The organism is Alsobacter sp., from assembly GCF_059501845.1.
Genome location: NZ_JCACDK010000018.1, coordinates 841,565 through 859,009, shown reverse-complemented (window position 1 = coordinate 859,009; position 17,445 = coordinate 841,565). Strand labels below are relative to the sequence as shown.

The window sequence follows — 17,445 nt, the reverse complement described above, 5'->3', positions numbered from 1 at the left end:
GCTTATGGTTAACAGTGCAGAAGTATCCACCTGACCAGTCAAGCTTGAGCAAAGCAATCGTCAGGCGTCGAGGAAACCAGATGAATCGTGACTATTAACCCTAATTCTTCCTTCACGGTCCCGAACGCCTTTCAATTGCCTTCAACTTAATCTGGATTAAGTTTTTAATCTCTGTCGTGCCTAGATTAACAGCACGTTAACGAGCCGGGCAGTCCCCGCCGTTGGCGAGGATCGGAAGCTCCGGGCGGACACCGGAAGCGCGGGCCAGTTGGCGCCGCGAGCCCGCCGCCGGTGCCCTCCGTCTGGAAACGCACGATCCGGGCCTCCCGCGCCTCCCCGCGCAGGGCCCCGCCTCACGAAGGAGTGGAGTAAGCCATGACCAACCTGAAGACCCTGGCGCTTTTCGCAGCCACCGCCGTTGTGGCGCTCGGCGCGACGTCCGCCTCTGCCACGTCCTACCGGTATACCAAGGACAAGAGCACGGCCCACACCAATGCCGGCGGCGAGACCGGCGGTTCGGTTACGACCCATCCCGGCATCTACCTGTACGACAAGAAGCGCGGCCAGTGGGTGAACTACGGCTCTGCTGACGCGACCGGCGTGGCGCTCGGCGCCGGGGCCGCCAAGGCCGACGCCTCGACCGGCAAGGCCTCGTCCTCCGTCAACACCTCCGGCGCGGCCGGCCTCTCCCTCGACTCGACCGGCAACTGGACGGCCGAGGGCGGCATCTCCGGCGGCGGTTACGGCAGCGGCTACTCCAGCAACCGGACGACGACGTCGAGCAACAACACGCGGACCTCGGCCGAGAGCGGCGGCGACGTGGGCGGCCGCACCAGCGGCAATGCCTCGGCCGGCGGCATGGGCCAGGGCACCGCGGGCGCTTCCGCCTCCTCCACTGGCACGGGCACGACGGCCAGCTCCTCGGCCACGGGCGGCGCGAGCACGGGCGTCAGCTCGTCGAACGGCGGCACCGCCGGCGCCGGCTCCAGCGGCGGCGGCTCGTCCTCGGCCTCGTCCTCGCGTCGCTGACGAAACCAGGAGGCGGGCCCGGTCCCGCCTCCGCTTCCATGCACAGGCGCGCCGGCTCCGGCCGGCGCCCCCGCGGAGCCCGGCACGAGTCCGGCCCGCTTCCAGGAGGGACGAACCATGATGCGTTCCGCACGTCCGGGGACACAGAAGGCGCGCGCTTGCGGCAGCCTCGTCCTCGCAGCGGCCCTGGCGGGGGTCGCCGTGCCAGCCTCGGCCGGCTCAATCACGCTGACGCCGATCAGCGGTGCCATTGCAGGCGCCGTCGGGCTCGGCTCCGGCACCGGCATTGCCGGCACCGGCAACAGCACCAGTTTCGCCTCGGGCATGGGCCTGGGCTTCTCCTACAGCCTGCGCATGCCCTATGGCGGCTCCGCCTCGCTGAGCGGCGGCGCGGCTGACACCTACAGCGGCGCGCTGAGCGGCGGCATAGCGCTGCCAGGGGCAGGCTTGTCTTCCGCCGGCACGATCGGGGCGAGCCTCGGGCTCACCGGCGGCGAGGCCTCGGCAGGCGCATCGGGCGGAGGCGCGGGCACGGCCGGCACCACCGCCGGTCCTGGCGGTGCCGCGGCGGGCACCGGCGGATCCGGCTTTGGCACTGGATCTACCAATGTCGGCACCGCGTCCGGGACGGGCTCGGGTGCCGCGACGGCTGCCGGTAACGCCGTCAGCAATGCACTCGGATCGTTCTCGGCGCCGTCGACGGTGGGTTCGACTGCCTCCTTCGGCTCGGTCGGATCCGTTGGGTCTGTCGGTTCCATCGGCTCATTCGGCTCGTCAGGCCCCGCCTCGAGTTCGTCGAGCGGCAACAGCTCGTCGCGTTCGCGCTGACGGCACCGCTCAAGGGAGGACTTCGCATGTCGACGTCAATCAGGACGCGTACCGCCCTTCTCGCGGCGGCAGCGCTCTTCGCATCGGGCCCCGCCTTCGCCGCAACATCGTCCAGCGGCAGCAGCTCGCGGTGCATCGTCATCAACGGCAAGTACAGCTCGGGCTGCGTTGGCGCCGTGAGCGGCGGGCGCAGTGACGCGAGCGGCACATCAGCCGGTCTCGGCTCCTCGTCGGGTGGTTCCTCGTCCGGCGGTGACTCCTCATCGGGCGGTGGCGGCTCCTCGGGCGGTGGCGGTGGTGGCGGTGGCGGACCGGCTGCGACGGCCGGCACCAGCAACACGAGCACCGGCGGCTATGGCACGGCCAGCGCCTCGACCTCCGGACCGGCGAGCGCCGGCGGCTCCGGCACCGGCGGCGGCACGGCGAGCGCCAGCACCGGCGCGGGCACCGCGACGACCAATGCGGGCGCCACGTCAGGCAGCGCATCAAACGCGACCAGCGGCGCCGGCGGCTTCGGATCCGGCCAGGGGAGCGGCGGCGGCCACGCCTCCAGCAGCTCCACCTCATCGCGGCGCTGATCGCCCGGCCAATAACCTTTCAGCACGAACGAATGCGGCCCCGGGGACGGTCCCCGGGGCTTTTCGTCGTTGCTCCCTCTGGCGCAACGCCCCCGGACACGCGACATGAGCCCGAAGGCCGGTGAGGCCATGGGATGAAAGACATGCGCGACGTCACGCTGGTCACGGGAGCCTCGGGGGGCATCGGTGCAGATCTTGCCCGGGAACTGTCGGTAGGGGGGCGGGACATCGCCCTGACGGCACGAAGCCGGGGCGCGCTGGAGAGCCTGGCGGATGCGCTCGCGGCAGCGGGGCGTCCTCGCCCCCTCGTGGTGGTGTCCGACCTCGGTGAGCCCGGGGCGGCGGACCGCATCCTCGCCACACTGGAGGGCGAAGGCGTGCGGGTGACCGAGCTCGTCAACAATGCCGGCTTTGGTCTCACCGGCGACGCCGCCGCCCTCGACCGGGCCGAACAGGTCGCGATGATCGACCTCAATGTCCGTGCCCTGACGGACCTGACGCTTGCCTGCCTGCCGGCGATCCGGGCGGCCCGCGGCGGCATCCTCAACGTGGCGTCCACCGCCGCTTTCCAGCCCGGCCCCGGCATGGCGGTGTACTACGCGACCAAGGCCTTCGTGCTCAGCTTCAGCGAGGCGCTGTGGGAGGAATTGCGCGGCGAAGGCGTGCGCGTCACTGCCCTCTGCCCCGGCCCGACCGCCACGGGCTTCCAGGCCCGCGCCCGCATGGACGCGCGCCTGCTCGACGTGATGAAGCCGATGTCGGCGGCCGCCGTCGCCCGCGCCGGGGCGGAGGCCTTCCTGCGCGGTGACCGGGTCATGGTGCCCGGCCCGATGAACAAGGTGACGGCGGCGCTGGGCCCGCTCGCCCCGCGCCGTCTGCTCCTGCCGCTCGTCGGCCGTCTGCAGAGGCCGCCGTCCCGCCGCTGAGAGCCGCTCGCTCCGACGTCCTTGCGAGGAGCGCAGCGACGAGGCAACCCAGGACCCGGCCGGTTCAGGCAAACGGGCCAAGGTTGCTTCGCTCGCAACGACGGTGTCGGAACCGAGGAGCGCCTACCCCGGGAAGGTGTAGGCGGTTTTCACGATGGTGTAGAACTCGCGGGCATAGGCGCCCTGCTCGCGCGGGCCGTAGCTCGATCCCTTCCGGCCGCCGAAAGGCACGTGGTAGTCGACGCCCGCCGTCGGAACGTTGACCATCACCATGCCCGCCTCGCTGTTGCGCTTGAAGTGCGAGGCGTATTTCAGGCTGGTCGTGCAGATGCCCGAGGAAAGACCGAACTCGGTGTCGTTGGCGACCGCCAGCGCCTCGTCGTAGTCCTTGACGCGGATGACGCTGGCCACGGGGCCGAAGATCTCCTCGCGCGAAATGCGCATGGCGTTGGTGGCCTGCGTGAAAAGCGCGGGCTGGAGATAGAAGCCGGGCGTCTCGCGGTTGAGCAGTTCACCGCCCCAGGCGAGCCTTGCACCCTCGTCCTGACCGATCTTGATGTATTTCAGGTCCTGGTCGAGCTGACCCTGGTCGACGACGGGGCCGATATGCGTGCCCGCCTTGAGGGCGTCGTCCACAGTGAGACCCTTCAGGCGCTCGGTCACGGCCTCGACGAACCGGTCGTGGATGCCCTGCTGGACGATGATGCGCGAGGAGGCCGTGCAGCGCTGGCCGGTGGAGAAGAACGCGCCGTTGACCGTGCATTCCACCGCCACCGCGAGGTCGGCGTCGTCGAGCACGACGAGCGGATTCTTGCCGCCCATCTCGAGCTGGATCTTCTTCATCGGGGTTGAGGCGACGCAGGTCGCGGCGACCTTTCGGCCCGTCGACACCGAGCCGGTGAACGAGATCGCCGAGACGTCCTTGTGCTCGAGGATGGCCTGGCCGACCTCGGAGCCGCGGCCCATCACCAGGTTCAGGACGCCCGCCGGCAGGCCGGCGCGATGCAGGATGTCGACGAGCGCCCAGGCCGAGCCGGGGACAAGGTCGGCCGGCTTGAAGACGATGGTATTTCCGTAGGCGAGCGCCGGGGCGATCTTCCAGGCCGGAATGGCGATGGGGAAGTTCCAGGGCGTGATCATGCCGACGACGCCGACAGGCTCGCGCGTCATCTCGACGTCGAGGCCCGGACGGATGGAGGCAACCTTCTCGCCCATGAGGCGCAGCGCCTCGCCTGCGAAGAAGCCGAGGATCTGCCCGGCGCGGGTCACCTCGCCGATGCCTTCGGGCAGCGTCTTGCCTTCCTCGCGCGACAGCAGCCGGCCGAGCTCGTCCTTGCGGGCGAGGATCTCGTCGGACGCCTTGTGCAGGATGTCGTGGCGCAGCTGAGGGCTGGAACGGGACCAGGCGGGGAAGGCCGCCTTCGCCGCCGCGATGGCATCCTCCGCCTGCTGCTTCGAGGCGCGCGTGTACTGACCCACGACGTCGCCGGTGTTGGACGGGTTGAGATTGGCGTTGTCGGAGGTGCCGGTCACCCACTCGCCGCCGATGAGGTTCTTGAAGGTCTCGGTCATGGTCCTGTCCTGTCTGGCGGTTCCGCCCATGGATTGATGATGTCGAGGCCGAAGCCGGCGAAGTGACGCTCATTGCCGGTAACCATCACAAGGTTCCGGCTCAGCGCGATGGCAGCAATCTGAAGATCCAGGCCGGGCTTCTCGGAGCCGTCCCGCTGAAGCTGAGCCCTGAGGCGGCCCCAGATGAGGGCTGCATCCAGGTCAAGGGCGAGCAGGCGTCCATCCATTGCGTCGAGCAGATGAGAGAACCAGGCCTGTAGTCCCTCCTTGCGGCGCCCTCCCGGCAAGCGGGCTATGCCGAATGCGAGCTCGCCCATCGCGATCGACGGTACGAAAATCTGCTCCTCGTCCTGGGCTGCGAGCCAGCGGTCCACTTGCGGGTCGCCATCGCGGCGGCCGAATTCACCGACGACGTTGGTGTCGAGGAGAACGCCCCGGCTCAAAGATCGATGTCCCGGTCTGGCGCAAGGTCATCGCGCCCGATGTCGAACATGGGGCCTCCCGGCCAGAGGGCACGGGCCTTCTCAAAAAGTTCGAGTGCGCTTCTGCGCTCCCGCCCCTTGGCAAGCACCTCACGAAGGCTGCGTGCTTCTTCGCCGTCCTGCCGCAGAACACTCGCAGCACGCCGGATCAACGCGACGTCCGGGCCCTTCACCGCGACTTCCACCCGGCGCATTTCGCCAGCCGACTTCTGGCGGTGCCGCCTGACACGGGCATTGCTGCTGCTCATCATCGAACTCCGCCGTTTCCGGAAACGTTACCGGAAACGCTCCCTGACGTCCATCAGATCAGTCCTCGCCGGGCGAGGTTGCGCATCAGGTGCGAGGTGCCGAACGTCCAGGGCGCGCATTCCGTGGCGAGCTGGATACGGTTGACGAGGCGGCCGAGCTTCGGCGTCGCGATTGTGACGACGTCGCCCACCTTGTGGGTGAAACCCTTGCCGGGAGCATCGCGGTCCTCGATGGGCGCGAAGAGCGTGCCGGTGTAGAGCACCGCCCCGTCCGGGTACTGGTGGTGCCGCCCCAGCATCTGCCTGGCGAGGTCGGCGAAGTCGCGGCTGATCTTGGACAGGCTCGACGACCCCTCCAGCCGATAGCCCTCCGGGCCCTCGACGACAAGCGTGAGTTCCGCCCGCCGGAGCTCATCGAGCGAGAAGGACACGTCGAAGAACCGGAGGAACGGGCCCAGCGTGGCGGAGGCGTTGTTATCCTTCGCCTTGCCCAGCAGCAGCGCCGAGCGGCCCTCCACGTCGCGCAGGTTGACGTCGTTGCCGAGTGTTGCGCCGACGATGGCGCCCGACGACGAGACGACGAGCACCACCTCGGGCTCGGGATTATTCCAGGTGGAGATCGGATGGATGCCGGCGTCCGCCCCCGTGCCGACGGACGCCATGGGCGGCGCCTTGGTGAAGATCTCGGCGTCGGGCCCGATGCCGACCTCGAGGTACTGGCTCCACAGGCCCTGGTCGATCAGCAGTTCCTTCAGCCGCATGGCCTCGGGAGAACCCGGCTTCAGCCGCGACAGGTCTTCGCCCACCAGCGCAGTCATCTCCTTGCGGATCTCGACCGCCGAGGCGGCATCCCCGCGGGCCCGCTCCTCGATGACCCGCTCCAGCATGGAAATCGCGAAGGTGACGCCCGCCGCCTTTACCGCCTGCAAGTCGACAGGAGAGAGCAGCCAGGGCCGATCGGTATCGCGTCCCTCTTCCGGCGTATTGGCCAGCACGTCCGCGAGCGTCGCGACGGTGTCGCCCGAGGCTTCGGCCAGCGCACGGGCGGGATCGTGCTGCTCGCACAGGTCGCGCATGGTGGGGAAGGCTTTGGACACGTCGACGAGCACGGCTTCGCCACGCTCCTCGCGCACCACGACGACCGAAGGGCCTCCCGCCTCCGGGCGCCAGAGGCGTCCGGCCAGGGCTCCCTTCGCGCCGTCCTCGGGAAGGGTGGTGGCGACATCGAGCGTCAGGCGGGCCAAGGCGCGTCTCCCGGGATTTCTGTTGTCTGAGGTGTCTCTACCATCGGCGGCGCGCAGGCGCGAGGCGCCGGTGCGCGAGGCTGGCATGAGCGCGCGCCGCAGCCGGCACCCCCTCCTTCCGCCACTCCTCCGCCTCGCATAAGCTCCCGGCGCAACCATGCGCCCGGCCAACGGGCCACAGGGAGGGACCATGAGCCTGATCCTCGCCATCGACCAGGGCACCACCTCGTCGCGCGCCATCCTGTTCTCGTCCGACATGGGCATCGTGGCGACGGCGCAGCGGGAGTTCCCGCAGCACTTCCCCGCCTCGGGGTGGGTGGAGCACGAGGCCGAGGACCTCTGGGACACGGTTCTGGCGACAGGGCGGGAGGTGCTCGCCAAGGCCGGCGTCGAGGCCAAGGACGTGGCCGCCATCGGCATCACCAACCAGCGCGAGACGGCGCTGGTCTGGGATCGTGCGACCGGCCGCCCCATCCACCGCGCCATCGTCTGGCAGGACCGGCGCACCGCCGAACTCTGCACGCGCCTGAAGGCGGACGGGAATGAGGCGCTGGTGACCGCTCGCACGGGCCTGCTGCTCGACCCCTACTTCTCCGGCACGAAGGTCGCGTGGCTCCTCGACAACGTCCCCGGCGCGCGCCAGCGGGCGGAACGGGGGGAGCTCGCCTTCGGCACCGTGGACAGCTTCCTGCTCTGGCGCCTCACCGGGGGCGAGGTTCATGCCACGGACGCGACGAATGCCTGTCGCACCCTCCTCTACGACATCCATCGCGGCGACTGGGACGACGACCTGCTGCGGCTCCTGCGCGTGCCGCGCTCGCTGCTGCCGACAGTGATGGACTCATCGGCCGAGTTTGGCACGGCGCTGCCCGAGCATTTCGGCGCGGCGATCGTGGTGCGCGGCATTGCCGGGGACCAGCAGGCGGCCACGGTGGGCCAGGCCTGCTTCACGCCGGGCATGATGAAGGCCACCTACGGCACTGGCTGCTTCGCGCTGCTGAACACGGGCACCGCGCCGGTCGCCTCGAAGAACCGGCTGCTGACCACCATCGCCTACCAGCTCGGCGGCAAGCGTACCTACGCGCTGGAGGGGTCCATCTTCATCGCCGGAGCGGCGGTGCAGTGGCTGCGCGACGGGCTCGGCATCATCAAGACCGCGGCCGAGACGGGTCCCCTGGCCCGCGACGCCGACCCGATGCAGAGCGTCTACCTCGTGCCCGCTTTCGTTGGTCTCGGCGCGCCCTACTGGGATGCCGAGTGCCGGGGCGCCCTCTTCGGGCTGACGCGGGGGACGGGGCCCAGGGAGATCGCCCGCGCCGCGCTGGAAGCCGTCTGCTACCAGACGCTCGACCTGCTCGACGCCATGAAGGCCGACTGGCCGGGGGCTGCCGGCGCGGAGACGGTGCTGCGCGTCGACGGCGGCATGGTGGCCTCGGACTGGGCCATGCAGCGCCTCGGCGACATCCTCGGCTCGCCAGTCGACCGCCCGGTCGTCAAGGAGACGACGGCGCTCGGCGCAGCCTACCTGGCGGGCCTGTCCGCCGGCGTCTACCCTGCCCCGATCGCCTTTGCCGACACATGGCGGCTCGAGACCCGGTTCACGCCGGAGTTGCCAGCGGCGCAGCGGGCGGAAAAGGTGGCGGGATGGCGCGACGCCGTCTCCCGCACCCTCACCGTCCGCCCGCAGTAACGGCAGCTGCCTCTCTTTCGAGGGGCAACGCGACGAAGCCCTACAGCCCCTCGAACAGCGCCGTGGAGAGGTAGCGCTCGGCGAAGGAGGGGATGATGACGACGATCGTCTTGCCCTTCGCCTCGGGTCGCGCCCCGATCTCCAGCGCCGCGGCGACGGCCGCTCCGGAGGAGATGCCGACGGGAATGCCCTCGGTCCGGGCCAGATGGCGCGCCGTCTCGAACGCCGTCTGATTGCCGACGGTCACCACCTCGTCGATGACCGAGCGGTCGAGGATCTCGGGCACGAAGCCCGCGCCGATGCCCTGGATCTTGTGGGGGCCCGGCGTGCCGCCGGACAGGACGGGCGAGTCCTCCGGTTCCACGGCGACGATCTTCAGCGAGGGCCGGCGCGGCTTCAGCACCTGACCGACGCCGGTGATGGTGCCGCCGGTGCCGACGCCGGAGACGAAGTAGTCGATCTCGCCCCGCGTGTCGTTCCAGATCTCCTCGGCCGTGGTGCGACGGTGGATGTCGGGGTTGGCGGGGTTGCGGAACTGCTGCGGGATGATGGCGCCGGGGATGCTCGCCTTCAGCTCCTCGGCACGGCCGATGGCACCGCGCATGCCGAGCGGGGCGGGGGTGAGCTCCAGCTGCGCGCCGAGCAGGGCCAGCATCTTGCGACGCTCGATCGACATCGATTCCGGCATGACGAGGATCAGCTTGTAGCCGCGCGCCGCCGCGACGAAGGCCAGCGCGATGCCGGTGTTGCCGGAGGTGGGCTCGATCAGCGTGCCACCCGGCTTGAGATGGCCCTCCTGCTCCAGCGCCTCGATCATGGCGACGCCAATGCGGTCCTTGACGCTGGCGATGGGGTTGAAGAACTCCAGCTTGGCCAGGATCGTCGCCTCGACGCCCTTTTCTTTGGTGAGACGGTTCAGCCGCACCAGCGGCGTGTCGCCGATCGTTTCGGTGATGCTGTCGTAGATGCGGCCGCGGCCCGGCATGTGCGCGGTATCCGTCGGCGTCTTGTGGGCAGTCTGGGCCATGGTGCGCTCTCCCGTTTGATTGCCGGCCGCGCTCGGGGCCGGAGGTTCGGATCAGATGATGAAGTCGGCCGCCACCTGCATATCGTCGAACACCCGGCCGGCCTCGGCCTGACGGCAGAGATCGTCCACGGTGACGACGTCGAGTTCTCCAAGGAAGGCCGAGCCGGCGCGCGCCACCATCGGCCCGACGACGACGTCGACCAGCCGCGACTCGGGAACCGGGGGCATCGAGTCCTCGCCGGTGGACGCCATCGCGGCGCGGACGATCTCGCCTGCCGTGATCCGGCGGCGCTCGCGCGCGATCTCGTAGCCGCCGCGCGGACCGCGGACCCCCTTGAGGATCCCGGCCCTCACGAGGGCCTGGAGCATGGTTTCGAGATGGCGGGGCGGCAGGTTGTGCCGCGTGGCAAGATGCTTGGCCGCGACGGGCGACGGCCGGGCATGCAGGGCGATGTCGACCACGGCCGCGATGGCCAGCAGACTTCGCCGGGACAAGAGGATCATGTGTCGGCCCCTCCGCAGGACGGAGGACAGGCCCCGCGTCCGCTCGCTAGTCCTCGCGGGGCGTGTCGGGCCCCGCAGTTCGAACGCCGGTCGACCCGAACCCGCCGGCGCCGCGGCCGCTCTGCGGCAGCTCTTGGCGCAACTCCAGCGTGGCCCGGGTCACGGGCGCGACGACGAGCTGCGCGATCCGCATCCCGCGCGTCACCGTGAAGGGCTCGGCCCCATGGTTGACGAGCAGGACGCCGACCTCGCCGCGGTAGTCCGCGTCGATCGTGCCCGGCGCGTTCAGCACGGTGACGCCGTGCTTCAAGGCGAGGCCCGACCGCGGACGCACCTGCGCCTCGTAGCCTTCGGGGAGATGGATGACGAGGCCGGTCGGCACAAGTCCCCATTTCCCAAACTCAAGTGTGATTTTTTCATTTTCACGCAGCGCTGCCAAGAGGTCCATTCCAGCGGCGCTTTCCGTCTCGTAACGCGGTAAAGGCAGCCCCTCGGCATGCGGCAGCCGCACGACCCCGACCGTCACACCCATCGCGTGTCCCCGAGCGCCCGCGCGATCCGCTCCGCCAGCGCGGCGGCGACCGCCGTCTTGTCCATGGTCGGCCAGTCCTCGACGCCCTCGCGGGTGACGAGATGGACCGTGTTGCGGTCGCCGCCCATCACGCCCGTGCCGCCGACATCGTTGGCGACGATCCAGTCGCATTTCTTGCGGGCGAGCTTGCCCTGGGCGTGCTCGACGACCTTCTCCGTCTCGGCGGCGAAGCCGACCACCAGCTGCGGCCGCCCGCTCGTCCGGCCGGCGATGGTGGCGAGGATGTCGGGGTTCTCGACGAGCGCCAGGGACGGTGGCGCGGCGCCGGCCTGCTTCTTGAGCTTCTGGCCACCCTCATGGGCCACGCGCCAGTCCGCCACGGCGGCGCAGAAGATGGCGGCGTCGGCCGGCAGAGCCGCCTCGACCGCGGCCAGCATCTCGCGGGCGCTCTCGACATGCACCGTCCGGACACCGGCGGGATCGGGGATGGTCACCGGCCCGCTGACGAGCGTCACCTCGGCGCCCAGCGCCGCGCAGGCGGCAGCGATGGCGTGTCCCTGCTTGCCGGAGGAGCGGTTGGCGATGAATCGCACGGGATCGATGGGCTCGAGCGTAGGGCCCGATGTCACGAGCACGCGGCGGCCCTGCAACGCGCCACCTCCGCGGACTGCCAGCATGCGGTCGACTGCGGCGGCGATCACCTCCGGCTCCGCCAGGCGGCCGGGCCCGAACTCGCCGCAGGCCATCTCGCCCTCGTCCGGCCCGACGAAGGTCACGCCATCCGCCTCCAGCGTGGCGCGGTTGCGCATCGTGGCCGGGTGCAGCCACATGCGCACGTTCATGGCGGGTGCCATGAGCACCGGCTTGTCTGTCGCCAGCAGGAGCGTCGAGGCGAGGTCATTGGCGAGACCGCCCGCCAGCTTGGCCATGAGGTCGGCCGTGGCGGGGGCGACGACGACCAGGTCTGCGTCCCGCGACAGCTCGATGTGGCCCATTTCGGCCTCGTCCGTCAGCGAGAAGAGGTCGGTGTAGACCTTGTCAGCGGTCAGCGCGGACACCGACAGCGGCGTCACGAAATGCTGCGCCGCCTGGGTGAGGACGCCGCGCACGGCGTAGCCCCGCCGGCGCAGGATGCGCGCCAGCTCCAGCACCTTGAACGCGGCGATGCCGCCGCCGATGACGAGCAGGATGCGCTTGGCCGCGGGCATCGCGTTCACCGCTGTGGAGGTCATGGCTCCCGGTCTCCGGCGCCGCTCCGGCGCTTGCACAAGATGGCCGCGTCAGCGCCTCAGGAGAAGAGGCGCCAGGCGAGGACGAGGAGCACCACCGCAATGACCCACAGCGCCAGGTTGCCCCAGCGCGCCCTACGCGCCTCCGCCCGGCCGATACCGGCCAGCGTGTCGGCGGCGAGCGGGAAGCCGTGGCGCATGCCCTCCTCGACGCCGGCGAGCGCCCTCTCGGCGCGCGCGGCAAGCGAGGGGATCCGGGCGATCGCCGAGGCCAGCGAGAGCGCCCCGCGCCCCGCCTCCTCGACCCGGCCGACCGGGCCGAGATTGCGCTCGATCCAGCTGCGGACGACGGGCTCGGACGTCGCCCACATGTCCAGCCGCGGATCGAGCTTTCGGGCCACGCCCTCCACCACCACCATCGTCTTCTGCAGCATGACGAGCTCGGTGCGCGTCTCCATGTCGAAGAGCGCGGTGATCTCGAACAGCAGCGTCAGCAGCTTGGCCATCGAGATCTGGTCGGCCGTGCGGTTGTGGATGGGCTCGCCGATGGCCCGGATGGCCTGGGCGAAGTCCTCCACCGAGTGCACGGGCGCCACGTAGCCCGCCTCGAAGTGCACCTCCGCGACGCGGCGATAGTCGCGCGTGATGAAGCCCAGCAGGATCTCGGCCAGGAAGCGCCGCTCGTTCGGCCCCAGCCGCCCCATGATGCCGAAGTCGACGGCGCAGAGCCGGCCCTGGGCGTCGACGAACAGGTTTCCGGGATGCATGTCGGCGTGGAAGAAGCCGTCGCGCAGCGCGTGCCGCAGGAAGGACTGGATGACGATGCGCCCGAGCGCGACGCGGTCATGGCCGGCGGCCTCGATCTCCTCGATCTGGCCGAGCGGGATGCCGTCGATCCACTCCATGGTGAGGATGTCGCGGGAGGTCCGTTCCCAGTCGACCTGCGGGACCCGGAAATCCTCGTCGTCGCGGGTGTTCTCCGCCATTTCGGACATGGCGGCGGCCTCCAGCCGCAAATCCATCTCCATGCTGACGGAGCGTGCCAGCGTATCGACGACGCCGACAGGCTTCAGCCGGCGCAGCGCGGGCAGGATGCGTTCCAGCGTGCGCGCGCCATAGGCCATGGAGCGCAGATCGTTGCGGAAGCGGTTTCGCACGCCGGGCCGCAGCACCTTCACGGCAACGGTGCGCTCGCCATTGACGTCCGTGACCTGCGCCTTGTGCACCTGGGCGATGGAGGCCGCCGCCATGGCATCGCCGAAGCTGGCATACAGCGTGTCCAGCGGCTCGCCGAGGGAGAGCTCGACGGCGGCCACGGCCTCCGAGCGCCGGAACGCAGGCATGCGGTCCTGCAGCGCCTCGAGGTCGCGCGCCATGCGCACGCCCACCACGTCCGGGCGCGTGGCGAGGAACTGGCCGAACTTGACGTAGGACGGCCCCAGCCGGGTGAGGGCCGCGGCGAGGCGCGAGGCGTCATCCTTCGCAGTGCGGCGCTCGATGAGCCGTCCGCACCACAGGGCGAAGCGGGCCTGCGGCGGAAGGTCGGCGCCTTCGGCGGGCCTCAGCGCGCCCTCGCGGGCGAGGACGAAGCCCACATGCGCCAACCGCACGAGGGCGGTGATGGAATTCAGCAAAGCCCGGCGCTCCCGCCATCCCTGCCGCGCGGCCGGAGGATCACAGCTTCCACCCCGAATGCAGCCGCACGATGCCGCCGCTCATCGGCCGCTCGCTGACCCGGCGGAAGCCCGCGGCGCGGATCATTCCCGAGAACGCCGCCGGGCGCGGGAACTTGCGGATGGATTCCACGAGATAGCGATAGGGCTCGCCATCTCCGGTCACGACCTTGCCCAGAGCCGGGACGACTGCGAAGGAATAGGCGTCGTAGACCGTGTCGAGCAGCGGCACGTCGACCTGCGAGAATTCGAGGCACAGGAAGCGTCCGCCGCGCTTCAGGACGCGGTGGGCCTCGGCCAGGGCCTTGTCGATGCGGGGCACGTTGCGGATGCCGAAGGCGATGGTGTAGGCGTCGAACGAGGCGTCGGGGAGCGGCAGGCTCTCGGCATTGCCCTCGACGAACTCAATGGCGCCGTCGAAGCGAGCCGGCGTGCGCTCGCGGCCGACGGCCAGCATGTCGGCGTTGATGTCGAGCACAGTGACGTGGGCGTCCGGGCCGCCGGCGTCCAGCACCCGGAATGCGATGTCACCGGTCCCGCCGGCCACGTCGAGATGGCGGAACGGGCCGCGCCGGGGTGGGCGCAGGGCCGACACCATCGCCTCCTTCCACAGCCGGTGCAGTCCCGCCGACATCAGGTCGTTCATCAGGTCGTAGCGGCGGGCGACCTTGTGAAAGACGTCGTCGACCAGATCCTGCTTGTCGGAGAGCGGAACGGTCGTGTAGCCGAAATGGGTTTCGGCCTCCGCGTCCGGGCCCCGGCTGTCGTCGTGCATGCGGTCCTCCGCTGAAAGCGCGCGGACATTAGCGCTAGTCGGCTCCGGACGCCATGAGGCGGCTTGGCCCTTCCCGGGGCATACACAACGGACGATTCCATGCCCGAACTGCCCGAGGTCGAGACAGTCAGACGCGGACTCGCGCCCGCCATGGAGGGCGCGACGATCGTCCGTGCCGAGATACGCCGTCCCGACCTACGCTTCCCGTTTCCCGGGAATTTCTCCGGTCGCCTGCAGGGGAGGCGGATCGAGGCTCTCGGCCGCAGGGCAAAGTACCTGCTCGCCGACCTCGACGACGGCACGGTGCTCGTCATGCATCTCGGCATGACGGGGCGGTTCACCGTCATCCCGGCGTCCGGCGAGGCTCAGGCGCCGGGGGTGTTCCACCACGAGGCGGGCGACGACGCGGTGCACGACCACGTGGTGTTCCACCTCTCGAGCGGCACGCGCATCGTCTACAATGATGCGCGCCGCTTCGGCTTCATGACGCTCGTCGCCCGGGTGGCGCTGGACGAGCACCCGCTGTTCAAGGGCATGGGGATCGAGCCGCTCGGCAATGCGCTCGACGGGGCGGCGCTGGCGCGTCTGTTCCGCGGCAAGGCCGCGCCGCTCAAGGCGGCGCTGCTCGACCAGCGGCTCGTGGCCGGCCTCGGCAACATCTATGTGAGCGAGGCGCTGCACCGGGCCGGTCTTTCGCCGCGGCGGGCGGCAGGCACCCTGACGCGCAAGGACGGCGGCCCCACGGCGGCGGCCACGCGCCTCGCGGCCGAGATCAAGGCCGTTCTCGCCGAGGCGGTCGAGGCCGGCGGATCCAGCCTCCGGGACTACGCACATACCGATGGCTCGCTCGGCTACTTCCAGCACGCCTTCCGCGTCTACGACCGCGAGGGGGAGCCATGCCCGCGCCCCGGCTGCACCGGCGTGGTGCGCCGCATCGTCCAGTCCGGCCGGTCCACCTTCTATTGCGGCGTGTGCCAGCGCTGATCGGCCGGGATTGCCGCGCGGCGCGCTCTGGGCTAGCGCTGTCGGTGCAACAGGAGGCGCCGATGGCCGACACGACCGGGTACGAGACCATCCTCGTCGAGCAGCGCGGAAAGGTGGCGCTGATCACCCTCAACCGGCCGCAGGCCCTGAACGCGCTGAACGCGCGGCTGGTGGCGGAGCTGAACGATGCGCTCGACCGCATCGAGGCCGACGCCGGGACGGGCGCCACCGTGATCACCGGCTCCGCCAAGGCCTTCGCCGCCGGCGCCGACATCAAGGAAATGGGCGGGCTCTCCTGGCCGGCGACCTATGTGGAGGACTTCATCACGGCCTGGGACAGGGTGGCCTCGCGCCGCAAGCCGATCGTGGCGGCGGTGGCGGGCTTCGCGCTGGGCGGCGGCTGCGAGCTCGCCATGATGTGCGACTTCATCCTCGCCGCCGAGACGGCGAAGTTCGGCCAGCCGGAGATCCGGCTCGGCGTGATGCCGGGCGCCGGGGGCACGCAGCGCCTTGCCCGCTATGTCGGCAAGTCCAAGGCCATGGAAATGGTGCTGACCGGCCGCATGATGGACGCCGCCGAGGCCGAGCGCGCGGGGCTGGTGTCGCGCATCGTGCCGGCCGACAGCCTCGTCGAGGAGGCCGTGAAGGTCGCCACCGAGATCGCCGGCCTTTCCGGGCCGACCGTCATGATGGCCAAGGAGGCGGTGAACCGCTCCTGGGAGACGTCGCTGTCGGAGGGCATCCGCTTCGAGCGCCGAGTCTTCCAGGCCATGTTCGCCACCGCCGACCAGAAGGAAGGCATGGCCGCCTTCGTCGAGAAGCGCCCCGCCCGCTTCGAGGGCCGCTGAGCCCGTGATCCCTGCGCCGGAGGTTCTGCTCCTTCTCGCCGGCGCTGCCTTCGTCGCGGGCATGGTCGACGCCATCGCGGGCGGTGGCGGGCTGATCACCATCCCCGCGCTGGTCCTGGCCGGGCTCGATCCCGCCGCAGCGGTCGCCACGAACAAGCTGCAGGGCATCTTCGGCACGGCGACCGCCACGGCCTCCTATGCGCGGGCCGGGCATGTCGATTTCGGCCGCCTCTGGCCCGCCGCCCTCGGCGCCGGCCTCGGCGCACTGGCGGGATCGCTGGCGCTTGGGGCGGTGCCGACCACCTGGCTTTCGGCCGCGATGCCGGTCGTGCTCGTCCTCGTCGCCATCTACTTCGCTCTGTCGCCGTCGATCAGGGCGGATTCAAGCCGTCGCCGCATGCATCCCGCGGTCTTCGCCTTCGCCGTGGCACCTGTCATCGGCTTCTACGACGGGGTGTTCGGACCGGGGGCCGGCTCCTTCTATCTCCTCGGTCTGGCGACCCTCGTCGGCCTCAGGCTGCTGCCGGCAACGGGCGGGACGAAGCTCCTCAACGTGGCCAGCAATGGCGCGGCGCTTTTCGTCTTCGCGCTCTCGGGCCGGATCGTGTGGGCGGCCGGTTTCGCGATGGCCGTGGGAACGCTGGCGGGAGCCTGGTGCGGCTCGCAGCTGGCACTGCGGGTGGGGGCCCGGCTGATCCGGCCGGCACTCGTGCTGGTCTCGCTCGCCGTGGCCGCCAAACTGCTGTCGGACCCCGCCCATCCGCTGCGGCTCGCCCTCGCGCACCTCTTCTAGCGCGTCCGAGCGAGAGCGTCGTTGACGCTGCAAGGGGCTTCGGCTATACGCCAGCCTTCCTTGGGCGACCGGCGGCCACGAGCCCCGTGCCCACGACATCATTCAACACGCGTTCTCCCGGTCACGGGTGCGGAGCGCACCAAGAGGACGACACATGGCCAATACGAAGTCGGCGAAGAAGGCGACTCGCAAGATCGAGGCGCGCACCGCCGTCAACCGGATGCGCCGTTCGCGCATGCGCACCTTCGTGAAGAAGGTCGAGGCTGCCATCGCTACCGGCGACAAGGCTGCTGCCACCGAGGCCTTCAAGGCGGCCGAGCCCGAGCTGGCTAAGGCGGCCCAGAACGGCATCGTGCACGCCAACACGGCGTCCCGGAAAGTGTCGCGGCTGGCAAGCGCCATCGCCCGCATCAGCGCCTGAACACCGGCTCACGCCTCTCGCTTCAGGGGCAGGCCCTCGACCGACGAAACCCGGCTTTCAGG

At 70.2% G+C, this 17,445-nt stretch carries 19 protein-coding genes; 9 read left to right on the top strand and 10 right to left on the bottom strand.

Translation table 11 applies throughout. The annotated features are described in order from the left end of the window. The first annotated feature begins 375 nt into the window (after positions 1-375). The 4 genes from AC5JCN_RS18920 to AC5JCN_RS18905 all read left to right on the top strand — a co-directional run bounded on the left by AC5JCN_RS18920 (position 376) and on the right by AC5JCN_RS18905 (position 3,361). On the top strand, positions 376-1,029 hold the full coding sequence (locus AC5JCN_RS18920; protein ID WP_495756639.1) for a hypothetical protein: 654 nt from the start codon (positions 376-378) through the stop codon (positions 1,027-1,029). 117 nt (positions 1,030-1,146) lie between these two features. Then, positions 1,147-1,857, top strand: coding sequence for a hypothetical protein (locus AC5JCN_RS18915; protein ID WP_495756638.1), 711 nt, complete (start codon positions 1,147-1,149; stop codon positions 1,855-1,857). A gap of 26 nt (positions 1,858-1,883) precedes the next feature. Next, positions 1,884-2,435, top strand: a complete 552-nt coding sequence (locus AC5JCN_RS18910; RefSeq protein ID WP_495756637.1) for a hypothetical protein — start codon at positions 1,884-1,886, stop codon at positions 2,433-2,435. Positions 2,436-2,569: 134 nt separating this feature from the next. Continuing rightward, positions 2,570-3,361 (top strand): SDR family NAD(P)-dependent oxidoreductase, encoded by a 792-nt coding sequence (locus AC5JCN_RS18905; protein WP_495756636.1) that lies wholly within the window; start codon positions 2,570-2,572, stop codon positions 3,359-3,361. A 123-nt stretch (positions 3,362-3,484) separates the two neighbouring features. Here AC5JCN_RS18905 and AC5JCN_RS18900 read toward each other — a convergent pair whose 3' ends face one another. Genes AC5JCN_RS18900 through AC5JCN_RS18885 form a run of 4 tightly spaced genes read right to left on the bottom strand, consistent with a single transcriptional unit; the run spans position 3,485 to position 6,907 of the window. Next, on the bottom strand, positions 3,485-4,933 hold the full coding sequence (locus AC5JCN_RS18900) for an aldehyde dehydrogenase family protein (protein WP_495756635.1): 1,449 nt from the start codon (positions 4,931-4,933) through the stop codon (positions 3,485-3,487). Continuing rightward, complete coding sequence (locus AC5JCN_RS18895) at positions 4,930-5,376, bottom strand: PIN domain-containing protein (protein ID WP_495756634.1); 447 nt, start codon at positions 5,374-5,376, stop codon at positions 4,930-4,932. Before AC5JCN_RS18895 ends, AC5JCN_RS18900 begins: the two co-directional genes overlap by 4 nt. Continuing rightward, positions 5,373-5,663 (bottom strand): hypothetical protein, encoded by a 291-nt coding sequence (locus AC5JCN_RS18890; protein WP_495756633.1) that lies wholly within the window; start codon positions 5,661-5,663, stop codon positions 5,373-5,375. The genes AC5JCN_RS18895 and AC5JCN_RS18890 overlap by 4 nt, the downstream gene beginning before the upstream one ends. Before the next feature lie 53 nt (positions 5,664-5,716). Then, positions 5,717-6,907 (bottom strand): fumarylacetoacetate hydrolase family protein, encoded by a 1,191-nt coding sequence (locus AC5JCN_RS18885; RefSeq protein ID WP_495756632.1) that lies wholly within the window; start codon positions 6,905-6,907, stop codon positions 5,717-5,719. 190 nt (positions 6,908-7,097) lie between these two features. Between AC5JCN_RS18885 and glpK the strand changes: the two genes are divergently transcribed. Further along, a complete protein-coding gene (gene glpK / locus AC5JCN_RS18880) occupies positions 7,098-8,597 on the top strand; it encodes a glycerol kinase GlpK (protein ID WP_495756631.1) in 1,500 nt (499 codons plus the stop codon). A gap of 40 nt (positions 8,598-8,637) precedes the next feature. Here the strand turns inward: glpK and cysK are convergent, their stop codons facing one another. Genes cysK through ubiE form a run of 6 tightly spaced genes read right to left on the bottom strand, consistent with a single transcriptional unit; the run spans position 8,638 to position 14,337 of the window. Beyond that, complete coding sequence (gene cysK, locus AC5JCN_RS18875) at positions 8,638-9,624, bottom strand: cysteine synthase A (RefSeq protein WP_495756630.1); 987 nt, start codon at positions 9,622-9,624, stop codon at positions 8,638-8,640. Between the two features lie 51 nt (positions 9,625-9,675). Next, a complete protein-coding gene (locus AC5JCN_RS18870; RefSeq protein WP_495756629.1) occupies positions 9,676-10,128 on the bottom strand; it encodes an RrF2 family transcriptional regulator in 453 nt (150 codons plus the stop codon). A gap of 46 nt (positions 10,129-10,174) precedes the next feature. Further along, on the bottom strand, positions 10,175-10,660 hold the full coding sequence (gene dut / locus AC5JCN_RS18865) for a dUTP diphosphatase (protein ID WP_495756628.1): 486 nt from the start codon (positions 10,658-10,660) through the stop codon (positions 10,175-10,177). Continuing rightward, on the bottom strand, positions 10,651-11,892 hold the full coding sequence (gene coaBC / locus AC5JCN_RS18860) for a bifunctional phosphopantothenoylcysteine decarboxylase/phosphopantothenate--cysteine ligase CoaBC (RefSeq protein WP_495756627.1): 1,242 nt from the start codon (positions 11,890-11,892) through the stop codon (positions 10,651-10,653). The genes dut and coaBC overlap by 10 nt, the downstream gene beginning before the upstream one ends. A 56-nt stretch (positions 11,893-11,948) precedes the next feature. Continuing rightward, positions 11,949-13,523, bottom strand: a complete 1,575-nt coding sequence (gene ubiB / locus AC5JCN_RS18855; protein WP_495756626.1) for a 2-polyprenylphenol 6-hydroxylase — start codon at positions 13,521-13,523, stop codon at positions 11,949-11,951. A 40-nt stretch (positions 13,524-13,563) separates the two neighbouring features. Continuing rightward, positions 13,564-14,337, bottom strand: coding sequence for a bifunctional demethylmenaquinone methyltransferase/2-methoxy-6-polyprenyl-1,4-benzoquinol methylase UbiE (ubiE, locus tag AC5JCN_RS18850; protein WP_495756625.1), 774 nt, complete (start codon positions 14,335-14,337; stop codon positions 13,564-13,566). A gap of 99 nt (positions 14,338-14,436) precedes the next feature. Here ubiE and mutM point away from each other — a divergent pair, with 99 nt between their 5' ends. The 4 genes from mutM (at position 14,437) to rpsT (ending at position 17,383) form a co-directional block, all read left to right on the top strand. Next, the gene (mutM, locus tag AC5JCN_RS18845; protein ID WP_495756624.1) at positions 14,437-15,321 is read left to right on the top strand and encodes a bifunctional DNA-formamidopyrimidine glycosylase/DNA-(apurinic or apyrimidinic site) lyase; all 885 of its coding nucleotides are present in this window, start codon (positions 14,437-14,439) and stop codon (positions 15,319-15,321) included. Between the two features lie 62 nt (positions 15,322-15,383). After that, positions 15,384-16,169 carry an enoyl-CoA hydratase gene (locus AC5JCN_RS18840; protein ID WP_495756623.1) on the top strand — a complete coding sequence of 262 codons (786 nt, stop codon included), beginning with the start codon at positions 15,384-15,386 and terminating at the stop codon, positions 16,167-16,169. Positions 16,170-16,173: 4 nt separating this feature from the next. Beyond that, positions 16,174-16,962: a TSUP family transporter gene (locus tag AC5JCN_RS18835; protein WP_495756622.1), complete on the top strand. Its 789-nt coding sequence runs from the start codon at positions 16,174-16,176 to the stop codon at positions 16,960-16,962. Positions 16,963-17,116: 154 nt separating this feature from the next. Further along, entirely contained in the window at positions 17,117-17,383 is a 267-nt protein-coding gene (gene rpsT / locus AC5JCN_RS18830; protein ID WP_495756621.1) for a 30S ribosomal protein S20, read from the top strand. Positions 17,384-17,445 lie beyond the last annotated feature (62 nt).

What these genes read in the sequence shown, in the direction of transcription:
- ubiE (WP_495756625.1), bottom strand. Translation starts at nt 14,337, where the DNA reads ATGCACGACGACAGCCGGGGCCCGGACGCGGAGGCCGAAACCCATTTC.
- AC5JCN_RS18910 (WP_495756637.1), top strand. Translation starts at nt 1,884, where the DNA reads ATGTCGACGTCAATCAGGACGCGTACCGCCCTTCTCGCGGCGGCAGCG.
- AC5JCN_RS18840 (WP_495756623.1), top strand. Translation starts at nt 15,384, where the DNA reads ATGGCCGACACGACCGGGTACGAGACCATCCTCGTCGAGCAGCGCGGA.
- dut (WP_495756628.1), bottom strand. Translation starts at nt 10,660, where the DNA reads ATGGGTGTGACGGTCGGGGTCGTGCGGCTGCCGCATGCCGAGGGGCTG.
- AC5JCN_RS18870 (WP_495756629.1), bottom strand. Translation starts at nt 10,128, where the DNA reads ATGATCCTCTTGTCCCGGCGAAGTCTGCTGGCCATCGCGGCCGTGGTC.
- AC5JCN_RS18915 (WP_495756638.1), top strand. Translation starts at nt 1,147, where the DNA reads ATGATGCGTTCCGCACGTCCGGGGACACAGAAGGCGCGCGCTTGCGGC.
- glpK (WP_495756631.1), top strand. Translation starts at nt 7,098, where the DNA reads ATGAGCCTGATCCTCGCCATCGACCAGGGCACCACCTCGTCGCGCGCC.
- AC5JCN_RS18920 (WP_495756639.1), top strand. Translation starts at nt 376, where the DNA reads ATGACCAACCTGAAGACCCTGGCGCTTTTCGCAGCCACCGCCGTTGTG.
- AC5JCN_RS18890 (WP_495756633.1), bottom strand. Translation starts at nt 5,663, where the DNA reads ATGAGCAGCAGCAATGCCCGTGTCAGGCGGCACCGCCAGAAGTCGGCT.
- mutM (WP_495756624.1), top strand. Translation starts at nt 14,437, where the DNA reads ATGCCCGAACTGCCCGAGGTCGAGACAGTCAGACGCGGACTCGCGCCC.
- AC5JCN_RS18905 (WP_495756636.1), top strand. Translation starts at nt 2,570, where the DNA reads ATGAAAGACATGCGCGACGTCACGCTGGTCACGGGAGCCTCGGGGGGC.
- coaBC (WP_495756627.1), bottom strand. Translation starts at nt 11,892, where the DNA reads ATGACCTCCACAGCGGTGAACGCGATGCCCGCGGCCAAGCGCATCCTG.
- AC5JCN_RS18900 (WP_495756635.1), bottom strand. Translation starts at nt 4,933, where the DNA reads ATGACCGAGACCTTCAAGAACCTCATCGGCGGCGAGTGGGTGACCGGC.
- rpsT (WP_495756621.1), top strand. Translation starts at nt 17,117, where the DNA reads ATGGCCAATACGAAGTCGGCGAAGAAGGCGACTCGCAAGATCGAGGCG.
- cysK (WP_495756630.1), bottom strand. Translation starts at nt 9,624, where the DNA reads ATGGCCCAGACTGCCCACAAGACGCCGACGGATACCGCGCACATGCCG.